Annotated in this window: 19 protein-coding genes, 3 tRNA genes and 3 pseudogenes; 23 read left to right on the forward strand and 2 right to left on the reverse strand. The window is 37.3% G+C overall.

What is annotated here, in order from left to right:
* Positions 1-34: 34 nt before the first annotated feature.
* The 3 genes from V6255_RS00865 (at position 35) to V6255_RS00875 (ending at position 370) form a co-directional block, all read left to right on the forward strand.
* A tRNA-Thr gene (locus tag V6255_RS00865) sits at positions 35-110 on the forward strand.
* Between the two features lie 10 nt (positions 111-120).
* Positions 121-204: transfer RNA gene (locus V6255_RS00870), tRNA-Tyr, on the forward strand.
* A 91-nt stretch (positions 205-295) separates the two neighbouring features.
* Positions 296-370 (forward strand) — tRNA-Gly (locus V6255_RS00875).
* A 162-nt stretch (positions 371-532) separates the two neighbouring features.
* Here V6255_RS00875 and V6255_RS00880 read toward each other — a convergent pair.
* Complete coding sequence (locus V6255_RS00880) at positions 533-739, reverse strand: helix-turn-helix domain-containing protein (RefSeq protein WP_425355892.1); 207 nt, start codon at positions 737-739, stop codon at positions 533-535.
* Between the two features lie 257 nt (positions 740-996).
* Here V6255_RS00880 and V6255_RS00885 point away from each other — a divergent pair, with 257 nt between their 5' ends.
* From V6255_RS00885 to V6255_RS00900, 3 genes and pseudogenes are all read left to right on the forward strand, one after another.
* On the forward strand, positions 997-1,212 hold the full coding sequence (locus V6255_RS00885; protein WP_341626440.1) for a hypothetical protein: 216 nt from the start codon (positions 997-999) through the stop codon (positions 1,210-1,212).
* A pseudogene (locus tag V6255_RS19260) lies at positions 1,209-1,909 on the forward strand (IS6 family transposase). Before V6255_RS00885 ends, V6255_RS19260 begins: the two are co-directional and overlap by 4 nt.
* A gap of 50 nt (positions 1,910-1,959) precedes the next feature.
* Positions 1,960-2,454: pseudogene (locus tag V6255_RS00900) on the forward strand (efflux RND transporter permease subunit); the annotation flags it as partial.
* Between the two features lie 97 nt (positions 2,455-2,551).
* Here V6255_RS00900 and V6255_RS00905 read toward each other — a convergent pair.
* A complete protein-coding gene (locus V6255_RS00905) occupies positions 2,552-3,445 on the reverse strand; it encodes a LysR family transcriptional regulator (protein ID WP_341626443.1) in 894 nt (297 codons plus the stop codon).
* A 159-nt stretch (positions 3,446-3,604) separates the two neighbouring features.
* On the opposite strand from V6255_RS00905, the gene V6255_RS00910 reads away from it, so the two are divergent.
* From V6255_RS00910 to V6255_RS00990, 17 genes and pseudogenes are all read left to right on the forward strand, one after another.
* Positions 3,605-4,783 (forward strand): efflux RND transporter periplasmic adaptor subunit, encoded by a 1,179-nt coding sequence (locus V6255_RS00910; protein ID WP_341626444.1) that lies wholly within the window; start codon positions 3,605-3,607, stop codon positions 4,781-4,783.
* Between the two features lie 23 nt (positions 4,784-4,806).
* Positions 4,807-7,944 carry an efflux RND transporter permease subunit gene (locus tag V6255_RS00915; RefSeq protein WP_341626445.1) on the forward strand — a complete coding sequence of 1,046 codons (3,138 nt, stop codon included), beginning with the start codon at positions 4,807-4,809 and terminating at the stop codon, positions 7,942-7,944.
* Between the two features lie 121 nt (positions 7,945-8,065).
* Positions 8,066-9,388, forward strand: coding sequence for an outer membrane channel protein TolC (tolC, locus tag V6255_RS00920; RefSeq protein WP_341626446.1), 1,323 nt, complete (start codon positions 8,066-8,068; stop codon positions 9,386-9,388).
* Positions 9,389-9,487: 99 nt separating this feature from the next.
* Complete coding sequence (locus V6255_RS00925; RefSeq protein WP_341626447.1) at positions 9,488-10,225, forward strand: DUF1499 domain-containing protein; 738 nt, start codon at positions 9,488-9,490, stop codon at positions 10,223-10,225.
* A 348-nt stretch (positions 10,226-10,573) separates the two neighbouring features.
* Positions 10,574-11,023 carry a DUF2798 domain-containing protein gene (locus V6255_RS00930; RefSeq protein WP_341626448.1) on the forward strand — a complete coding sequence of 150 codons (450 nt, stop codon included), beginning with the start codon at positions 10,574-10,576 and terminating at the stop codon, positions 11,021-11,023.
* Between the two features lie 101 nt (positions 11,024-11,124).
* On the forward strand, positions 11,125-11,682 hold the full coding sequence (locus V6255_RS00935) for a hypothetical protein (protein ID WP_341626449.1): 558 nt from the start codon (positions 11,125-11,127) through the stop codon (positions 11,680-11,682).
* Positions 11,683-12,113: 431 nt separating this feature from the next.
* Positions 12,114-12,380, forward strand: a complete 267-nt coding sequence (locus V6255_RS00940) for an Arm DNA-binding domain-containing protein (RefSeq protein WP_341626450.1) — start codon at positions 12,114-12,116, stop codon at positions 12,378-12,380.
* 133 nt (positions 12,381-12,513) lie between these two features.
* Positions 12,514-13,237, forward strand: a pseudogene (locus tag V6255_RS19265) (IS6 family transposase).
* A gap of 384 nt (positions 13,238-13,621) precedes the next feature.
* Positions 13,622-16,417 carry a monovalent cation/H+ antiporter subunit A gene (locus V6255_RS00950; protein WP_341626452.1) on the forward strand — a complete coding sequence of 932 codons (2,796 nt, stop codon included), beginning with the start codon at positions 13,622-13,624 and terminating at the stop codon, positions 16,415-16,417.
* Positions 16,417-16,767 carry a Na+/H+ antiporter subunit C gene (locus V6255_RS00955; RefSeq protein WP_341626453.1) on the forward strand — a complete coding sequence of 117 codons (351 nt, stop codon included), beginning with the start codon at positions 16,417-16,419 and terminating at the stop codon, positions 16,765-16,767. Before V6255_RS00950 ends, V6255_RS00955 begins: the two co-directional genes overlap by 1 nt.
* Positions 16,767-18,278 carry a monovalent cation/H+ antiporter subunit D gene (locus V6255_RS00960; RefSeq protein WP_341626454.1) on the forward strand — a complete coding sequence of 504 codons (1,512 nt, stop codon included), beginning with the start codon at positions 16,767-16,769 and terminating at the stop codon, positions 18,276-18,278. The genes V6255_RS00955 and V6255_RS00960 overlap by 1 nt, the downstream gene beginning before the upstream one ends.
* Positions 18,278-18,778, forward strand: coding sequence for a Na+/H+ antiporter subunit E (locus V6255_RS00965; RefSeq protein WP_341626455.1), 501 nt, complete (start codon positions 18,278-18,280; stop codon positions 18,776-18,778). Before V6255_RS00960 ends, V6255_RS00965 begins: the two co-directional genes overlap by 1 nt.
* Entirely contained in the window at positions 18,772-19,041 is a 270-nt protein-coding gene (locus V6255_RS00970) for a K+/H+ antiporter subunit F (RefSeq protein WP_341626456.1), read from the forward strand. Before V6255_RS00965 ends, V6255_RS00970 begins: the two co-directional genes overlap by 7 nt.
* 9 nt (positions 19,042-19,050) lie before the next feature.
* Complete coding sequence (locus V6255_RS00975; protein ID WP_025563324.1) at positions 19,051-19,416, forward strand: Na+/H+ antiporter subunit G; 366 nt, start codon at positions 19,051-19,053, stop codon at positions 19,414-19,416.
* Positions 19,417-20,089: 673 nt separating this feature from the next.
* A complete protein-coding gene (locus V6255_RS00980) occupies positions 20,090-20,245 on the forward strand; it encodes a hypothetical protein (RefSeq protein ID WP_341626457.1) in 156 nt (51 codons plus the stop codon).
* Between the two features lie 2 nt (positions 20,246-20,247).
* Positions 20,248-20,484, forward strand: a complete 237-nt coding sequence (locus tag V6255_RS00985) for a LysR substrate-binding domain-containing protein (protein WP_341626510.1) — start codon at positions 20,248-20,250, stop codon at positions 20,482-20,484.
* 372 nt (positions 20,485-20,856) lie between these two features.
* Positions 20,857-21,654, forward strand: a complete 798-nt coding sequence (locus tag V6255_RS00990) for a helix-turn-helix transcriptional regulator (protein ID WP_341626458.1) — start codon at positions 20,857-20,859, stop codon at positions 21,652-21,654.
* Positions 21,655-21,675: the final 21 nt, after the last annotated feature.

The raw sequence follows: 21,675 nt of genomic DNA on the forward strand, positions 1-21,675 counted from the left end.
TCAAGTTCTTTAATATTCGCGGCACTTAGACAGCGCCGACTTAGCTCAGTAGGTAGAGCAACTGACTTGTAATCAGTAGGTCACCAGTTCGACTCCGGTAGTCGGCACCATCTAAGTACTGGAGGGGTTCCCGAGTGGCCAAAGGGAACAGATTGTAAATCTGTCGCGAAAGCTTCGGTGGTTCGAATCCACCTCCCTCCACCATATTTTTTCTCACTTGTCACAGTGAGACAGTAAATAACAATGCACAGCATTGTTTTTTGCTTTGTAGCTTACGCTACTTGATGCAAGATTTGCGGGCATCGTATAATGGCTATTACTCCAGCCTTCCAAGCTGATAATGCGGGTTCGATTCCCGCTGCCCGCTCCAACTATTTATACTTTAAAACCAAGCATTTGTGCTTGGTTTTTTTGTTTCTGCTTTCCAATAAAATTAATTTGTGGCAACTTTGTGGCCAATCTGTGGCAAATGCTATTTATTGTCGTTCCCACGTTACATTTCCCTTAACCATACAAAATAAAATACTTTTAATTATTTTATTAATTCACCTGCTTCAAATAACTCCCCAATAGGCACATCTAAATAAGTACACAACGCATCAATTGCTTCCAGTTCAACTCTTGTTGCCGTCTCGTTATATAACCTTGTGATCGTCCCTCTATTGATTCCTGTATCTCTTGCTACATCTGCGATTTTTAATCGCTTAACTCCCATGATTTTTGATAAATGACACTTCAAAATGTTCTCCTTAGTTTAAAAATGTTCTATAGCGAGACAAGATGTCTTACAATGTTATATTTTAATGCTACGTTTTGACCTTTAGGAGGTTAAAATTATCTTTATGGGGTTATTTTTATTAATAGAAGATTATATTGTGAATGTTACATATATGACAACTTCTGAGTTATCAGAACGAATTAAATATGATCAAAGGATAATTCGTGAACAATTGAAAGATTCAGTGCTATTCGAAGAGGTGCATTATATTCGCCCATTTGGCGAAATTCATAGAAGTTCAAGAACGTAAACAAACCGCATCACACTACTTCAACAGTGCTGATGCACCAACAGTAAAAGAGTTTTCTGTCATTTGGTTTAATGAAAAAGCCATTGAATGGGGTAAAAGCCATAAGGAATCTATCGAAGGTATCTTAGAGTGGTACAGTCAAGTTAAGGCCTCTTTCAAAAAACATGCGATAATCGATGTATGAAAAATTCAAATATCTACGCAGGTTATCGCTATCCTACCCAAATTATTAGCCATGCAGTTTGGCTTTATCATCGCTTTACACTTAGCTTTCGAGATATCGAAGAATTACTCGCAGCGAGAGGAGTTGTTGCCACTTATGCAACGATCCGTCAATGGTGTAAAAAATATGGTTCAATCTACTGTAATCAAATAAAAAATAGCCGTGGCCAGCTTTTAGATACTTGGTATCTAGATGAAGTTTTTATTAAGATTAATGGTGTATGCACACCCTTTGGCGAGCCGTAGAGCAAGATGGTGATGAAATAGATATTTTGGTGCAAAAACGCAAGGATAAAAGAGCTGCCATGCGTTTCTTTAAACGATTATTAAAAGGGCAGGGCAGAGAGTGATGCCGTTGAAAATTGTGACAGATAAATTGGCAAGCTACTCTGCAGCAAAAAAAGAATTAATCCCAGCCGTAGAACACTCAACCGTTCAGTATGAATGAGTTACCACATCAGCCTACTCGGCAACAAGAAAGGCAAATACGGCGATTCAAATCCCATGGTCAAGCGCAACGGTTTTTGAGTTGCCATGGCGTGATTAATAACTTGTTTCGACCTGGGCGTCATTTAATGCAAGCTAAGCACTACCGTGAATTTCGTGATCGCGCCTTTTCTGAATGGATGAGGGCTAGTTGTGTCCAAAATTTAGGTTAAGAAGTATTTGGCCGAATTTACTCGCCTCAGCTCGATAAGTTGACAATACCCTTATGATTTATGGACTGTTAGCGATTCCTTTGAAATCTTATATTCAACCACTTTTAATTATGATGGCTATTCCTTTTGGGATTGTTGGCGCTATTTTAGGGCATGTGTTTAATGACCTGACCATTAACATACTTTCACTAAATGGAGTGCTCGCGTTAAGCGGTGTTGTTGTGAATGATAGTTTGTTATTAGTTTCTCGCTTCAATGAGTTAATCAGAGATAAAAATATGGCCGTTAAAGAGGCAATTGTGACTGCTTGTACAGGGCGTCTTCGAGCGGTGTTACTTACTTCTTTTACCACTTTTGGAGGTTTGTTACCTTTATTAAGTGAAACGTCAATACAAGCAGAGTTTTTAAAGCCTGCCGCTGCCTCATTAGGCTATGGGATATTGTTTGCAACATTGATTACTTTAATATTAATTCCTTCTTTATTATTGATAAATCATGAGTTACATATCTTGGGACGTAAGGTAAGAGGCTTAATAGACTTTTAAAAAAAATAACTTTTTAAGTTATTGTTAAAAGGATGGTATTAATTTAATCGTGTAGAGAAGTGGTCTAAGTGCTTTTAATATTACTTTGAGCCTAAATTTAGGTTAATAGATTTGGAGCATTTTTAATTTCTTCGAGTAATACTTTAATAAGGATTTGGGTTGCTTTAGTTTGATGTTTACGTTCTTTGTAAACTAAATAAGCTTGGTGTTTAGGTTGTTCAAGTTCAGGCAAAATACGCACTAATCTTGAGTTATTTTGTGCTAAATGAATTGGTAAAGAAGCGATTCCTGCCCCTGCCTCTACGAGTTCAATTGTTGTTTCAATGCCATTTACTGTGGTTCTTTTAAGCCTATCAAGCGTTTCTATTTTACTCTCTTTTATAAATTGTATTTTGTCATGAGCTGGTGCTACCCATTTGCTATTTTTAAGATCTTGAATATTTTGAGGTGCTTCTCCTTTATTAAATAGTGAAGCGCTCATATAAATACCTATCTCGTTTTGAAATAGTGGCCTTGCTATCATGTTTTCATCGATATTTTGTTTAAATGTAATAACAATATCTGTATTTGATTCGGGATGGCTTTGCTCTCCTGATAACGCTAAATCAAGTTCAACGTTCGGGTATTTTTGAATAAACGTTAATACTGTTGACTTGAGGATCTGATGATAAAAAAAAGCGGGTACAACTAATTTTAGCTTTCCAGAGACTTCGCCATGTCGAGCTTTTTTATTTAAAAGGTCATTATTTAAGTGCTTAAAAGTAGATTGGTAACTTTGGAATAATTCTAAACCAAAGGTGGTGGCGGTGATGCTACGGCCTTTTTTGGTGAATAATTTAGCACTTAGTTTTTCTTCTAATAGTGCTATTCGTCGAGAGATGGTTGATGAAGGAATATTTAAATAGTTGGAGGCTGCTGAAATGGAGTTTTTATCGATAACAATACATAGCAAATAAAGATCATCAATCATACCATATATGGTTTCTTCCATCCCAAAAACTCCTATTTTTATATTGAATTCATAAGATTATAGTGACCTCTTATTTGAATAACAATCTATTCATCGTTTGTAATTAACACTTTATTAACAATCCATCTGATCTTACTACTTATAAGCATTATTCTAACGTCACTTTTAAGGATTTTATCCATGTTTACACTGAAGTCATCGAAGGGTTTATTAACCTTTATATTCACTTTTTTCTTGCTGGGATGTGGAGAGCAAGGAAATATGAAACCGAGAGCAATGGGACCTATACATGTAGATACAATAACGGCTACTAACACGAGTTTAAGGTTATCTACCGAATTACCAGGTCGTATCTCTGCTTTTAATGAAGCTGAAGTTAGACCTCAGGTCGGCGGAATCATTAAAAAAAGATTATTTAAAGAAGGATCGTATGTTGAGGCGGGCGATGTGCTTTATCAAATTGATCCGGTTACCTATCAAGCTTCGGTAAATAGTAGTAAAGCTCAGTTGCAAAAATCTATTTCAGATCAACAAGCGACGCAAAAAAGCTTTGACCGTTATAGTGAACTATTAAAGAAAAAACTAACGAGTCAACAAAACTATGATGATGCCTATTCAGATAATCAACAAGCACTTGCGTCGGTAGCGATTTATCAAGCTGAACTTGATAATGCTAATGTGCAATTGTCTTATACAAAAATTAAAGCTCCGATTTCCGGAATTATAGGCCTGTCACAAGTATCTGAAGGGGCATTAGTCACAGCAGAGCAATCTTCCTACCTTGCTGAAATCATCCAATCAGATCAAGTTTATGTTGATATGGCACAGTCTTCTGTTTCTTTGTATGCGCTGCAAAAAGAGTTTCAAATTGGCTTAAAAGATGATCAAGAAAAGCCTATTATTCCAGTGAAAATATTACTTGAAGATGGCTCTGAATATGAACATACAGGGCATTTAGAATTTGCTGATGCTCAAGTGAATGACTTAACAGGAAGTGTCACTCTACGCGCTTTAATTCCTAATCCTAGGCACACATTGCTACCGGGAATGTTTGTGCGAGCGAATGTATCATCACCAGAAGAAAGAGAATATATCGTTTTGCCTCAATCGCTAGTTATAAGAAGTCAATCTGGCGCGCCTTACGCTTATGTTGTTAATGATAAGAATATAGTTGAGAAAAAAAACTTAACACTAGGAAGCGAAGTTAATAACGGTTGGGTTGTTAAAAAGGGGCTTGTTGTTGGTGATAGAGTCGTTACTAATAATTTTGCAAAAGTAAAAGAAAACATAGAGGTAGTGATAGATAGTGAAGATGATATTGCTAAAGAACAACCTCAACCTGCCTCTATTGATCTGTAATAACCCCCTATAGGAACAATCTAATGTCGAACTTTTTTATTCATAGACCTATTTTTGCTTGGGTGGTTGCGATTGTAGCCATGCTAGCAGGTATTGCATCTATATTTAGCTTACCTATTGCACAATATCCAACTGTTGCACCGCCATCTATCTCTATTAGTGCCTCTTATCCAGGTGCTTCAGCTAAAACCGTGGAAGATAGTGTGACACAAGTTATTGAGCAAAGTATGACTGGTCTCGATAACCTCTTATACATGTCGTCTACTAGTGATTCTTCAGGTAGCGCTTCAATTACACTGACTTTTAGTGCTGAAACAGATCCTGACATAGCGCAAGTTCAAGTTTCCAATAATTTACAAACAGTAACAAGTAGCTTGCCTTCTACAGTGCAAGAGCAGGGAACTTCAGTGAAAAAAAGTTCATCTAGCTTTATGTCGGTAACGGCTATTTATTCTCCTGATAAATCGATGAGTTCTGCGGATATTCAGGATTACGCTAATTCAAATTTAAAAGATATTATTAGTCGAGTGAGCGGTGTAGGGAGTGTTTCTGTTTTCGGCCCTTCTTATGCAATGCGTATATGGTTAGACCCAGCTAAATTAAATAGTAATAATCTTACACCCTCTGATGTTTATAGCGCGGTTTCTGCTCAAAATACTCAGGTGACGGTTGGACAGCTTGGTGGTGCACCTTCAACAGATACTCAGTTGATTAATGCTACGATCACAGCACAAAGTCTATTATCGACAGTGGATGAATTCAAAAATATATTAATTAAAGTAAATGAAGATGGTTCACAAATACGTTTACAGGATGTTGCTAAAGTTGAGTTGGGTAGTGAAAGCTTTTCGGTTGCACCTCTTTTTAATGGGCAAGGCACATCAGGTATTGCTATTACGCTAGCTGCTGGAGCTAATTCTTTAGATACGCAAGATGCTGTAGATGCTAAGTTAGCTGAATTAGAAAAAAATTTCCCAGCTGGGTTAGCAATTAAAAAAGCGATGGATAACAATCCTTTCATCCGTTTATCTATTGAAGAGGTTGTACACACTCTCTTTGAAGCCATTGTATTAGTATTTTTTGTTATGTTGTTATTTTTACAAAATTTACGAGCAACACTTATTCCTACTATTGCTGTGCCTGTCGTCTTACTTGGTACTTTTGCCATTATGTATGCACTTGGATTTAGCATAAATACCTTAACCATGTTTGGTCTTGTGCTAGCGATAGGGTTGCTAGTGGATGATGCGATTGTTGTTGTTGAAAATGTTGAACGTATAATGCATGAGGAAAAACTATCTCCGTTAGAAGCCACTAAAAAATCAATGGGTCAAATCACTGGTGCTTTGATTGGTATGACAACAGTATTAGCCGTTGTATTTATTCCTATGGCATTTATGTCTGGCTCTACGGGGGTTATTTATCAACAGTTTTCATTAACTATTGTTTCGGCGATGACTTTATCTGTCTTAGTTGCTTTAGTATTAACGCCTGTACTTTGTGCTACTTTGCTTAAACCTGTGGATAAAGAGTCAAATATTGCTCTATTTAGATACTTTAATCTTATATTTGACCGTTATCTCTCTGGTTATAGTGCTTCTGTACAAAAAGTATTAGTACGTCCTATCCGCTTTGTTTTACTTTATTTGTTATTACTTGGTGGTGGTTATTGGATGTATTCAAACTTACCTAGCTCGTTTTTACCGGATGAAGATTCAGGATCTTTTATGGTAATGGCTTCACTGCCTAATGGTTCTACATTGGCAGAAACAACGAAAGTAATGGCTGATATACAGGCTTATTATGAAGAAAATGAACAAGATACAGTAGAAGATATGTTTACTGTTTCTGGTTTTAATTTTTCTGGTACAGGCCAAAATGCAGGCTTAGCGTTTCTTCAATTAAAAGACTGGTCTGAACGAACTAATCCAGCTTTAGGAGTTGATGCGATTATTGGTCGTAGTATGGGGTATTTCTCCGGTTATAAAAAAGCCTCAGTGTTTGCCTTCAACTCTCCTGCAATTCGAGAATTGGGTCAAGCAACTGGTTTTGACTTTTATCTTGAAGATGTGGGGGGAATTGGACACGATAAATTGATTGAAATTCGTAACCAGTTTCTGGGGAAAGCTGCTCAAAGTCCTATTTTAAGCGGTGTTAGGCCTAACGGTTTAGAAGATAACGCGCAGTTCTATCTTGATTTAGATTATGAGAAAGCAAAAGCATTTGGGCTTGATATCGATGATATTAATAATACTTTATCTATCGCTTGGGGATCTGCCTATGTAAACGATTTCATAGATAGAGGCCGTTCCAAAAAAGTTTATATGCAAGCTGAAGCTCAATACCGTATGACTCCAGAGGATATGAATCGATGGTATGTGCGTAATGATAATAATGAGATGGTGCCTATTTCTGCGTTTAGTTCATCGCATTGGGGGCAAGGTTCTCCTCAGTTAAAGCGTTATAACGGTAATGCTGCCGTTGAAATTTTAGGTGGTGCTGCAGCTGGTTATAGTAGTGGCGATGCAATGGACGAAGTCGAACGCATTGTTAGTGAATTACCCGCTGGTGTACAAGTTAGTTGGACTGGCATGTCTTATCAAGAAATAGAGTCAGGTGGTCAAGCGCCTATTTTATATGGGATATCAGTGTTAATGGTTTTTTTGTGTCTTGCTGCACTATATGAAAGCTGGTCGATTCCTATCGCGATTATTTTAGTGGTTCCTTTAGGTATATTGGGTTCGCTTGCTGCGACTATGCTTCGTGGATTAGAAAATGATGTGTATTTCCAAGTGGGATTATTAACAACCATTGGCTTAGCCTCTAAAAATGCGATTTTGATTGTTGAATTTGCAAAAGAGTTAATGGAAAAAGGAGTGGGTTTACTTGAGGCGACGATAAAAGCGTGCGAATTACGATTGCGACCAATCATTATGACGTCACTTGCTTTTATTTTAGGGGTTACACCGTTAGTTATTAGTACTGGTGCTGGTTCTAATGCTCGAAATGCGATCGGTACTTCTGTTATGGGCGGAATGATCTTAGCAACGATACTCGTTGTTTATTTTGCTCCATTATTCTTTGTCTTAATTTGTAAGTTATTTAATGTCAATAAAGAAGATAGCACTGCTTTTTTAGCAAAAAATACCGATATCAAATAATTATTCTAAGCTTGAATTATTTAATGCCCCTGTGAACATCAGGGGCGATACATTAAATTATTCAGCCTATTTAGATAAATCAACTTTACCTATTTATTATTGCCTAACAGGACCAACAGTCATGCCTTTAAAACGAATTTATCTTTTGCCAGTCATCGCATTAATAGGCTTTAGCTATACAGCCTATGCCGATACATTATTAGAAGTTTATCAAGCAGCGAAAATAAAAGATCCTACTATTTTAACGAGTAAAGCTGAGTATGACCTTTATGCAGAAAAAATCTCAGAAGCGACTGGTGCTTTATTGCCACAATTATCGTTGTCAGCAGATGTAGCGGGTTATAATAGCAGCAGTAATGATAATACAGGTACAACCTATTCTAATTACGGTGCAACGCTTTCTTTGAGCCAATCCTTATACAATAGCTCCTATTGGCAGAGCCTGAATATTGCTGAAAAACAAGCACAGCAATATGCTGTAGATTATGAATATGCAGCTCAAGATTTGATATTGAGAACAGCAACGGCTTACTTTGATGTATTACGAGCAGGCGAAGCGGTTAGGTCAGTAAAAGCCAATAAGCGTGCTGTTGAGCGTCAATTAGATCAAATAAAGCAAAGTTTTGACGTCGGATTGATTGATATAACTGATGTGCATGAAGCACAGGCTGAGTTTGATAGTACTATTGCTGATGAAATCATCGCAGAGAATGATTTACTTAATGCCTATTACATATTAAAGGAGTTAACCGGAGAAGATATTTCCCATATTGCCTTTCTTAATATAGAAACATTTTCTCCACAGAAGTTAGAGGGGGATATAAAACTCTGGCGTAATAAATCACTTGAGCACAACTTACTTTTACACAGTGAACGTATTGCAAAGGATATTGCTAAAATGAATATTGAGTTGGCGCAAGCAGGCCATAAACCAACTCTCTCTTTAACTGGCTCGCTAGATTATGATGATACACAATATGATAATGATTCAGCTAATAGTGACAGTCATTCTTCGAGTGCAATAATTGGTCTAACACTAAATGTTCCTTTGTACGCTGGTGGACAAGTCACATCACAAGTTAAACAAGCACAATACGATTATGTGATTGCTAGCCAAAAATTCACTGAAACATATAGAACGATTTCGACAGAAATTAGTAGTAGTTATAGCAATGTGTACGCTTCAATCAGTTCAATAAAAGCGTATACACAAACAGTTGTTTCATCAAAAAGCGCACTTGATGCCGTGGAAGCAGGTTATGAAGTAGGTACTCGCACTACTGTTGATGTTTTAGAGGCAACACAAAGTTTGTATGACTCTGAAAAAAATCTTGCAGATGCTAGATATGATTACATTATCAACATATTAACGCTTAAATCTTCAGTAGGAATGTTAACAGAGCAGGATTTGGTTGATATTTCAGCAGGCTTAATTGAAAAATAAAAGTAGGTATTAACCTCTAAAAATAGATTTTTAAGTGTCAATCATTGAAATGCTTAATAAATTTTATTACTACCATTGCAGCTATTAAAAGGAATTTGCATGTTATTAGAAAGAAACTGTAAATTATTATCCAATGTGATTTTATTATTAAGCCTAATTTGTTTAGGTTCTATTATTATTTCTATTTTTGGTGTGAGAGGTAATTGGTTTGGCATTCGAGCTGGCTTTACTGCAATTGGTTATCTCGTACAGGCTGGAGTGTTGGTTTTAATTGCGGGATTGATTGTTTTTTATTTATCTCGTAATGATAAGCGCTCGTTTATTAAAAGTGGATTCGCGCTTATTTTGGTTTTGATTCCTGTTGTTGCTCATTATGCGACTACTCAACCAGAAAAAAAAGTTCCGGGTGCTCCACTTAATGATATTTCTACAGATACCGTAAATCCTCCTTTATTTGATGCAGTGGCTTCGTTGCGACCTGCAAAAAGTAATTCGCTTAAATACCCTGGTGTGAAAGCCGCTAAAAGACAGGAAGAATTATTTCCAGATATCACATCAATCCCGTCATCGTTATCAAGAGAAAGTGCCTTTAAACGCGCGTTGGATATTGCTGAAACGATGAATTGGGACATTGTATCTCAAGATGTGAATACAGGAATAATAGAAGCAGTAGCTTCAACGATTGCATTTGATTTTAAAGATGATGTTGTTATTCGAATTCAATCAGCAACAACGGGAAGCCTCATTGACATTCGCTCTCATTCTCGTATCGGGCGTAGCGATCGAGGTAAAAATGCACAACGTGTTCGTGAGTTTATAACACAATTTAAGCAATAAGTTATAAACGGATAAATAGAATAAAATGGACTGATTATTTTACTTTTATAAAGTGTTAAATGGTCATTATATTCAGTTCTTTTTAAGTCTTTATTAAAGAAAATAACAATGGGAAAGTTTAACTTCACGCCATTGTTAAAGGCTTTTTATGTTATTTTTTAACAAAAAATATTCAACTTATTTGTATAAGATAAAGAGTCATTGTCCCATATCTGGTTAAGTCCTTCCCAAAATCGGCTCTATTATGTTGCTTAGTAAGCCATTACTATCTTTATGCTATCGAACAATGAAATATAGGCTTCAAGTTTTTAAAGTGTATATAAAACTTAAGGGCATTAAAGGAATAAAGTGGGAAAAATCTATTATAAAATTGGACTCATTGCTTCCATCGTTATTATTTCTGGTGGAATGCTTACCTTTGCTATGACTTGGCGTAGCATAGGTTTTATTGAAGGTTTTTTTTCTGCTTGGTTATCTTCGTTTGCATTATGTGTCTTATGCATTGCTCCTTTAGGTAGCTTTATTTCAATTCTCGTGAATAAAACACTTGTTCGGCTATTGCCGAAAAATATAAATGAAATGAAGTTTAATTTTATTTTCGGTTTATGTATGGCGCTTATTATGGAAAGTATTATGGCATGTGTGACAACTTGGCATTTAACTATCGCTTCTAATGTTAATGAATTTATTACTATGTGGTTTTCCGTTTTGTTAACTGCATTACCTATTGGAGTTGTGATATCTATTGTCTTGTCTCTAATGATTAAACCTAAGTTACAGTTATTTTGGAATAGCTAATTTAATTTAACAGCCTAGCTTAAAGCGGTTTGCAAGGTCGCTTTTACAATGAAATATCTAAACAGACTGTGTATCAGTCACTTATTACTTTAAGGAAACATATGAATTATTCAATTTTGCAAACTTCAATTATCTCGGTATTTATTTTATTTGTTGGGAGTACTTTAGCTGTAGAGCCGACTATACCAACAGAAGCTCCCTACATAGCGCTTAGCGATAATATGGATGAGCCTAATGGGTATGGATTCTGTATTGATACCTACGGAGCTGGTAAATCTGAATTAATGCAAACTCATACATGTAAACCAAAAACAGCGAAAGATGCTCCACGAAATGATCCTGGCCATGATGTTCGCTTTGAATATGACCCAATGACTAAAAGAATTAGCTCTTATGCTTTTGAGGGAGTGTGTATGCAAGTTCTAATTGCCAAAGGCAAATCAGAATTTGCTTTACTAGATTGTAGTGACCATCCACATCAAAAATTTGTTTATAAAATCGCTGACAAAACGTTAAGATTAGATAGTGATCAAAATTATTGTGTTGCTGTTGATCCAGAACTTGAAGAAGCTGGACCTTGGGTTAAACGCGCCCTAAACCTTGTTGAATGCAGTAAAACAGAATCAGCTTTGAAGCAGTGGATTATATTTCCGGCTTAATTAAATGCGATGAAGAAGTATTCGGCTTAATAGGTTGGGCTAAATGTCCACCTAGGCATCATAATGAATAATAATACGTAATTTTATTCCTAATTCTGATAGTTGGGGGAATTGTTGTTACTTATGAGACGATCTGGCAGAGGTGTAAATAATATGGCAATATCTACTGTAATTTGCTTAAAAAATCTTGACCAACTCATTGCTATTTGGGAGCTCGATGACGCTCTCATCAAAAAAATAGTATCAAAAGTGTTCTTTTTATTGTGACCATAAGTTTATATGTCGGTTTAATATGGGCTAAATTGGTTTTAAATTCAAATTGCAAAAAAAACTCTCTAAGCCTTTATTTATAGGCATTCTTTGTTTTGGCTAGGTTAAGTATTGGGTAGGGTGCAAGCCTTCCAAGCTGATAATTGGAATGTGATGTAATAATGGGATCAATTAATTTAAGAAATGGAAAGCTTGTTGCAGATTTTCGCTATATGAATCAACGTTGTCGTGAACAAACACAATTAAGTAATACAAGTGCTAAACGTTTAACTTGTTTATTAAAAACGATTGAAGCGGAGATCTTATTAGGGAATTTTCAATATCCTAAATATTTTATTAATAGCAAGAAGGTTCAATTATTTGATGATCTAAACGAACGAAAAAAACTGCATCACAACAATTCAACAGTGCTGATGCACCAACAGTAAAAGAGTTTTCTGTCATTTGGTTTAATGAAAAAGCCATTGAATGGGGTCAAAGCCATAAGGAATCTATCGAAGGTATCTTAGAGTGGTACAGTCAAGTTAAGGCCTCTTTCAAAAAACATGCGATAATCGATGTATGAAAAATTCAAATATCTACGCAGGTTATCGCTATCCTACCCAAATTATTAGCCACGCAGTTTGGCTTTATCATCGTTTTACACTTAGCTTTCGAGATATCGAAGAATTACTTGCAGCACGCAGTATTGTTGTCAGTTATGAAACGATTCGTCAGTCGTGTAAAAAATATGGCTCAATCTACTGTAATCAAATAAAAAATAGCCGTGGCCAGCTTGGAGATACTTGGTATCTAGATGAAGTTTTTATTAAGATTAATGGTGTATTGCACACCCTTTGGCGAGCCGTAGAGTAAGATGGTGATGAAATAGATATTTTGGTGCAAAAACGCAAGGATAAAAGAGCTGCCATGCGTTTCTTTAAGCGATTATTGAATAAGGCAGGGAATGGCGTCGTTGAAGATTGTGACAGAGAGATTAGCAAGCTACTCAGCTGTAAAAAAAGAGCTCGTGCCAAGTGTCGAACACACGACCGTTCAGTATGAAAATAATGGATGTGGTTAGTATTATTCAAGCAAGGTGCATTAGCCCACTCGGCAACAAGAAAGGCAAATGAGGAAGTTTAAATTTCACGGACAAGCTCAACGGTTTTTGAGTTGCCATGGTGTGATAAATAATCTGTTTCGTTTTGGGCGTCATTTAATGCAAGCTAAGCACTACCGTGAATTTCGTGATCGCGCCTTTTCTGAATGGATGAGGGCTAGTTGTGTCCAAAATTTAGATTAAGGTGTGTTTAGTCAAATTTACTCGGCTCAGCTCGATAAGTTGACAATATCCTCCCTATGCATGCAGAGTAATTATTGAGCATCAAAGATCAACACGCCCTAAAAAATGTTAACTTTAATGATAATTCAAAACAATGCTGTTGACCTTAACGTCCTTAGTCATCAATACACTTTATTGGGGGGTATCGAGGCAAAGTAAGCATTAGCCGCCCCAAAAATCAACGTAGTAAAAATATTATTTGAATTATAACTTAAGCATGAAAATAGAAATGTTTCATAATCAATGACTTAGGATCTTTCGACATAATAAGACGTTGATTTTGTTCTCATTAATCACTATCGTGGTGGGGAATACCAACCACTTAGCTAACGGAGCTTCGCTTAAATGCATTATTTCTGGGTGCCATTTTTACCCATGTTCGGGATTATCGTTCCCTTACTCGCCAATAAACTTAATCGTAGCGCCTGTACGCTGGCTACAGCTTTGTTACCAGCCTTAGCGCTTTGCTTGATTTTTCTCGATTTACCAGCGGTATTGGCTGGGGAGTCTTTTAGCAAGAGCATTGAGTGGATCCCTCAATTAGGTTTGTCGTTATCATTTCGGCTTGATGGTTTAGCTGCATTATTCAGTATATTGATCTTGGGGATTGGTCTACTGGTTATTTTATATGCGCGTTACTATTTATCTGAAAAAGACCATATAGGACGTTTTTACTGTTATTTGATTATGTTTATGACGGCCATGCTCGGTATTGTTATGTCAAACAACATGCTGCAACTCTGGTTTTATTGGGAATTAACCAGTATTAGCTCGTTTTTACTAATCGGTTTTTGGTCACATAATAGTGATGCACGTAAAGGCGCTAGAATGGCGCTTACTATAACCGGTGCTGGTGGTTTAGCGTTATTGGGCGGGATCATTCTACTAGGTCAAGTCGTCGGCAGTTACGAATTAGATGTTGTCCTCAACAGTGGAGAATTAGTAAAGCAAAGTCCTTATTACTTAGCTATTTTAAGCTTATTTTTAATTGGTGCATTTACTAAATCTGCTCAATTTCCGTTCCACTTTTGGTTACCTCATGCGATGGCTGCGCCTACGCCGGTCAGTGCTTACTTACACTCAGCAACTATGGTAAAAGCGGGTATTTTCTTATTGGCACGTTTTTACCCAGTATTAGCGGGTACAGAAACGTGGTTTGTAGTGGTCTCTTTAACAGGTTTATTTACTATGTTATTGGGTGCTTACACTGCATTATTCAAACATGATTTAAAAGGATTATTAGCTTACTCGACCATCAGTCACCTTGGTTTGATCGTATTACTACTCGGTTTAAATACTGAGCTCGCTGCGATTGCTGCAATATTCCACATCATGAATCATGCTGTTTTTAAAGCTTCATTATTTATGGCTGCGGGTATTATTGACCATGAATCTGGTTCGCGAGATATGCGTAAAATTAATGGGCTATGGAAATACATGCCTATCACCGCGACATTAGCGATGGTTGCCTCTGCATCGATGGCCGGTGTGCCTTTGCTAAATGGGTTTTTATCTAAAGAAATGTTCTTTACTGAAACCTTAGAACAAAGCATTTTAGGCTCTATGTCTTGGTTAATTCCTGTATTAGCGACGATTGCTGCTGCCTTTTCTGTCGCTTATTCACTGCGTTTTATTCATGATGTTTTCTTTAACGGTGAGCCGAAAGGCTTAACTAAAACCCCACACGAGCCACCACGTTACATGCGTGTTCCCGTGGAAATCTTAGTGGCGATTTGTTTACTGGTTGGTATTTTTCCTAACTACACTATTGGTCCGTTACTAGAAAGTGCGTCATTAGCGGTGTTTAATCATGCGCTACCTGAATATAGTCTCTCCATTTGGCATGGATTTAACTTTCCCTTACTCATGAGTGGAATGGCAACAATGGGTGGTGTAGCTATTTACTTGAACCGCAAACATCTATTCAAATTTTCAGGGATGTTCCCGGATATTGATGCAAAATTGGTCTTTGAAGGCTGTATTCAGGCCTCTGTAGCGTGGGCGCAAAAAATAACCATGAAATTGGAGAACGGTTCTTTACAGCGCTATGCTTTTTGTCTTTGTTTCTTCGCTTTATTGCTGATCGCACCGCCTTTATTTGATCTCGATACAACGAGAGGAAGTTTGCCCGGTACACCTATCAATGGTGCTGTGCTTGTTGCTGCTATTTTGATTATTGCAGGTTCGCTCGCCACCATTATTTGGAGTCATTACCGTCTCATTGCGTTATTAATGTTGTCGCTAGTTGGCTTAGTGGTATCGATAACCTTCGCTTACTTCTCTGCTCCCGACCTAGCACTTACTCAACTTTCGGTAGAAATTGTAACGGTTATTTTGTTATTGCTGGCGCTTTACTTTTTCCCTCAGCAAACCCCAACGAGTAAAAGTCGTCCTAGTCATTTTGTACGTGACTTGACCGTTGCATCATTCATAGGCTGTATTATTGGTAGTATTTGTTTTGCTTTAATGACCCATCCTTTGGATAGTATTTCTGCATTCTTCTTAGCTAATGCGAAAACAGGCGGTGGCGGAACCAATGTGGTGAACGTTATTCTGGTTGATTTCCGTGGTTTTGATACTTTTGGCGAGATAACGGTACTCGGGATTGCTGCATTAGGTATTCACAAGCTAATTGCTCGCATGCGTTTATCAGTGCGTACTAAAGATTACGCTGGGCGACTATGGGCCAAAGATAAATACCCTGTCTTATTATCGGTTGTCTCGCAAAGTTTGTTGCCACTATTTTTGCTTATTTCAGCTTATATATTTATGCGTGGGCACAACTTACCTGGCGGTGGTTTTATTGCTGGTTTGATTACTTCGATTGCGCTAATTCAACAATATTTAGCACACGGTGTTGATTGGATGGCTAAAAGAGTTAGTGTGAATTATCACTATATGATCGCGATTGGACTAACGATCGCTGGATTAACTGGCTTAGGTAGTTGGATCTTTGATAGACCGTTCTTAACCTCTTGGTTTGAATATGTTTCGTTACCTTGGATAGGTAAATTCGAGCTTGCTAGTGCATTGGTATTTGATATCGGTGTTTACTTCACCGTGATCGGTGCGACATTGCTTATATTAGCGAGCTTAGGCAAGTTAACGACAACAGAACGACTCACAGTAGGAGAAAGATAATGGAATTAGTCTATGCAGTTTGTGTCGGCTTCATGAGTACCTGTGGCATCTTTTTAATGCTACGTGGTCATACTTTTACTTTAGTTATTGGGCTTACTTTATTGTCTTACGCGGTTAACTTGTTTTTATTTGCCAGTGGTGGACTAACCATCGGCGCACCTGCAGTACTCAGCAGCAGTGAAAATTACGCAGATCCTCTACCACAGGCGTTAGTACTGACAGCGATTGTTATTGGCTTTGCCATGACCGCTTTTGCTGTGATTTTAGCCATGCGAGGACGCGCAGACTTAGGCAGTGACCACGTCGATGGCATAGAACCTTTTGACCCTTTAGCTGAGGATAAATCCTAATGAGTTTGTTTGACCACTTAGTTATTTTCCCAGTATTAATACCTTTTTTTGTGGCTGTTGCTCTGCTTTTTCCAGGTTTAAGTAACTCCTTAAGCAAACAACGTGTAGTGAGCATTACCGCTAATATTTTAATGGTCGTGGTTGCCTTTTCGCTACTATTCAAAGTTGAGGCTCAAGGAATTCAAGTGTATGCACTTGGTGATTGGTCCGCTCCTTTTGGCATTGTATTAGTCGCTGATCTATTCTCAGTATTAATGGTTTGTTTAAGTGCTATTTTAGGCTTAGCGGTCACCATGTACGCGAGTGCCGGAGAAGATAAAACAGGCGCCTTTTTTCACACACTCATTATGTTCCAACTGATGGGGATTAACGGGGCATTTTTAACCGGTGATGCGTTTAACTTATTTGTATTTTTCGAAGTATTATTAATAGCGTCTTACTCTCTCATGATACACGGAGGGGGCAAGCAACGGACACAAGCTAATATTCATTATGTATTTCTTAACCTAATTGGTTCATCGCTATTTTTATTTGCACTAGGCACGTTGTACGGCACGTTAGGGACACTTAATTTTGCTGATATGGCTGATAGAATTCCATTGCTCTCCAGCAACGAATTACTGATTGCCAAGTCAGGGGCCTTATTGTTATTGGCTGTTTTTGGCTTGAAAGCTGCGATGCTTCCCTTACACTTTTGGTTACCCAAAGCTTACTCGACGACAAGTACTCCAGTCGCTGCATTATTTGCGATTATGACCAAAGTGGGTATCTATAGTATTTGGCGGGTACATGGTGTGATATTTGGTGACCAAGCCGGCGAGCTCGCAAATATCGCTTTACCGTGGTTGTGGCCGATTGCTTTATTAACTATTGCTATTGGTGCGATTGCAGTACTCGCGAGTAAAAGTTTGCGGGTGCTTTGTAGTAACTTGGTCATCGTATCCGTCGGTACGCTACTGGTGACCATTAGTTTGAACACAGTACAGGCCACTTCAGCAGGAATTTATTACTTACTACATAGTACAATCGCTTGTGCTGCTATGTTCTTGTTAGCAGGATTAATCCAACAACAACGTGGTCAAGCAGAAGACCGTTTTGTTGCCGCTAGAGCAATGCCACAAGCAGGTGTTTTGGGCTTTATTTTTGCTTTATTAGCCATCGCTTTAATTGGTATGCCGCCACTATCGGGGTTTGTTGGTAAAGCATTGATTTTACAGTCAGTCACCAACGCAAGTGAGGCAATGTGGGTTTTCCCAATTATACTAGTGGGAGGATTGATTGCTTTAATCGCCTTATCACGTGCCGGTACCTCATTGTTTTGGCGAACCAATGGTGAAAATACTAGTGCACTAAAAGGTCATCCACTTCAATATTTAGCCATTGGTTTATTGGTCGTGATACTACCTTTGATGGTTATTTTTGGAGGACCAGTAAGTGACTATACGCAATTGGCTGCAGAGCAACTTAAAGCAGGTTTGAGTTTACAACAACTTAACGAGGTCGCTAAATAATGGATAAAGTTCGCAAATTCGTTTGGTTTCCCACCCCTTACCACAGCATACTATTATGGTTAGTGTGGCAAATTTTGCATGACTTTAGTCGTGGGCATATGGTGTTAGGGGCGGTGTTTGCTATTGTTATCCCTTGGATTGTTGCCCCACTGAGTGAAGAAGCCGCAGTCGCAAAAAAACCTATCAAGGCGGTGACCTACACGTTTCGTTTATTAATTGACATTGTTGTCTCTAATTACGATGTAGCTAAGCGAGTATTACAACATAATCGCACTTTAAAGCCTGCTTTCATTGCAGTGCCTTTGGATATTAAAGAGTCTGTGCCACTCGCTATTTTTACCAGTAGTGTTTCATTAACACCGGGTACGGTGAGTGTTGAATTGTCAGATGATAGGACGTGGTTATATGTGCATGTTTTGCATCTTGAAGACGAGCAGGCATTAATTAAACTTATCAAAGAACGTTATGAAGCACCTTTAAAGGAGATTTTCGGATGTTAAGTGTCGCTATACTGATTGCTTGTGCGTTAATTTGTTGTGCTTTGGCCTTAAATGCTTGGCGTTTAATCATTGGTCCCACGACACCAGACAGAATCATTGCCGTTGATACTATGTACATAAATAGTATTGCACTGATCATCTTGTTAGGACTCCACCAAGGCTCTGCCATTTATTATGAAAGTGCATTATTGATTGCGCTTCTTGGTTTTGTAAGTACTTCCGCTTTTTGTAAGTACTTATTACGTGGCGATATTATTGAATAAGGGAAGAAAATGACTGTATTTTTAGAAGTGGTGGTAAGTGTTTTATTAGTATTTGGTGCCATTGTGATGCTAATCGGCTCTATTGGCTTAGCAAAACTCCCTGATTACTTTACTCGCTTACACGCGCCAACTAAAGCCAGTACGCTAGGCGTTGCCTGTATTTTAGTGGCATCAATGATATTTTTCAGCGTTCAACTTGGCCATGTAAACTTAAAAGAAGTATTAATAACGATGTTTTTATTGATCACGGCACCCGTCGCTGCCCATATGTTAGGGAAGGCAGGTTTACATTACAAAGTAAAAATGACTGATAGTACCCAAAACCAACATTTGGCTAAAAAAGCCTATTTACAACAAAACCCTGACGATAAATAGTTCGTTTTTGCTTTGCTGTAAATAACCGTAAACAAAGGCCTTAATCGATGTAAGTTATCGTATCAATTCATACAGAAATAACAAAAGTAAATGACGTTGTTCTTATCCTACGGGTAACCTAATGAGCTTTTAGTGCATGTTGGGTGATTTACTTCGAGTTGATCAGCATTTTATACAAACTCAATATTATAGGTTTGCAAGTTATAACTCATTTATAGAATGGGACTGATTTAATTGCATATTAAACTTCGGTTAAGGCGTTTAGTTGGCTTTGCCCAATAAGTTGTCATATCCAACTATTATCGGTATTAATCACACAAGAAGGTAAGTTAACTTGAAGTCTATTGTATAACTGCTTTTGCTAGTCCTTGATTAATACAAGGCATTAACCATTTTCATAAAGAGTATCCTGATATTGATCTTAATCTCGCCGCTAATTTTTCTGAACCTAATTTTCAAAATGAAGAGGTTGATATTGAAGTTTGTCATGGTGTAATACCAATTTAACTAATTATCTAGTCATTTATGCTTGTTAAAATGAATGCTAGCTTCGTTGTTGATTTTGTAATGAGAATAACTAGTTACTGCAATCAACGCCTTGCTAGCATCCATTTTCCCTAACGCCTAAATAGACCATTTATTTATCCAGATTGGTATAACAGAACAACCTAGCATGGCTCAATCGTTATTATTTCGTGATTATATCTATCCCGTCACGAGTCCAGATCTATTAAAAAAACCAGAATATTTAAATAAAACGATCTTATTACATGACTCTCTGCCTCAGGCAAAATTTAGGACTATTGGTCTTGATGGTTATCCGAATTAAACATAGAAGGTGTCAGTGTTAATAATGGCTATAGCTTTACCCAGGTCGATTTAATTGTTCAGGCGGCTATTAATGGTCAAGGAGTGACTTTAGGTAGGCATGCATTGGTGGCAAAAGAAATTGCTAACGGTCGATTGGTTCCTTTGTTTGAACACTCGGTAGAAGATGGTGGCATTTATGTTGTTTGCTTAAAGAAGTTACTAGAGCGGCCACAAGTAGCTAATTTATTCATTGGATAAAAACAACAATCAACAGATTTTGAAAGAGACTTCAATGTTAATAAAGTCATTCAACAAGCTAACAATCATATATCTAAAAAGTATGAATAAATGAACAGTGCGCTTTTTATTGAAGTGGTGTTTTTGGTAAGTATTAGAAAGTTTTTTATAACTGAAACTTCTGTTTATAAATCTTTTATTTAATCCTATTTTCATAATCAATACAGTTTAATCTGTACAAACATTAACGATGATGTATATCGATCGAGTTGTTATTTATATCATCATATCAGCATCAACTCATTGTCCTCTTTATGATATCTTCCATATGGAAGATCTACTTTTGTCAAACAATTCGCTAACTTATAGATACACGAAATAATGAGAAAATTTATGCTTAAAGAACATCTTAGCTTTAATAATATGATTACCTATGGCATTGCAGATTTAATCTTAAATATTGGAGAACCTACCTTTTTTGATAAGTTAACTTATTTGTTAAAGTCAGCTGCCAGTTTTGATGATTATGTCATATTAATTTATCATCCAGATAAATCGCCTACTGTTCTAAGTTCTTCTTTTGCAAATGAGGAGCTCGATGTATGGGAGCGTTACCTTGCAGGTGCTTATTTATTAAGTCCTTTTTATGATTATGGGGTCAATCAAGGCAAAGAAGGTTTTGTGACGTTAGATGAAATCGTGCCAGACGATTTTTATCACAGTGCTTATTATGAAAATTATTTTCGCCAATCTAAATTAGTTGATGAGACGTGTTTTTCTGTTCAAGGGAAAGATAACAATGTGTACCTATTGTCTTTAGGAAGAACCAAATCACTTTCTAAATTTAGTGATCGTGTTTTAGGAAACTTAAGAGAGTTATACCCAATATTTAGCTCTGCTGTTAAAAAGCATGATCAAACTCAACATCTCCCAGAGCGCCATTCTCACCTTCAAATTAAAGAGTACATTGCGCAGTTTGGTATGGATGTTTTAACGCCAAGAGAACACGATGTTACGTTATTACTTATCCGTGGCCACTCTAGTAAAGCTGCTGCTAGGCTGCTGGATATCTCCTATGAAACGGAGCGTGTACACCGCAAAAATATTTACAATAAGCTGAATGTAAATTCTCAACAGGCATTATTAGCGAAGATATTCGATGACATTGTGAACCTAAAACCAAACTTATAATTCAATAAAGTCTGTCCATAC

It is taken from the genome of Psychromonas arctica, assembly GCF_038155225.1.
GTDB classification, from domain to species: domain Bacteria; phylum Pseudomonadota; class Gammaproteobacteria; order Enterobacterales; family Psychromonadaceae; genus Psychromonas; species Psychromonas arctica_B.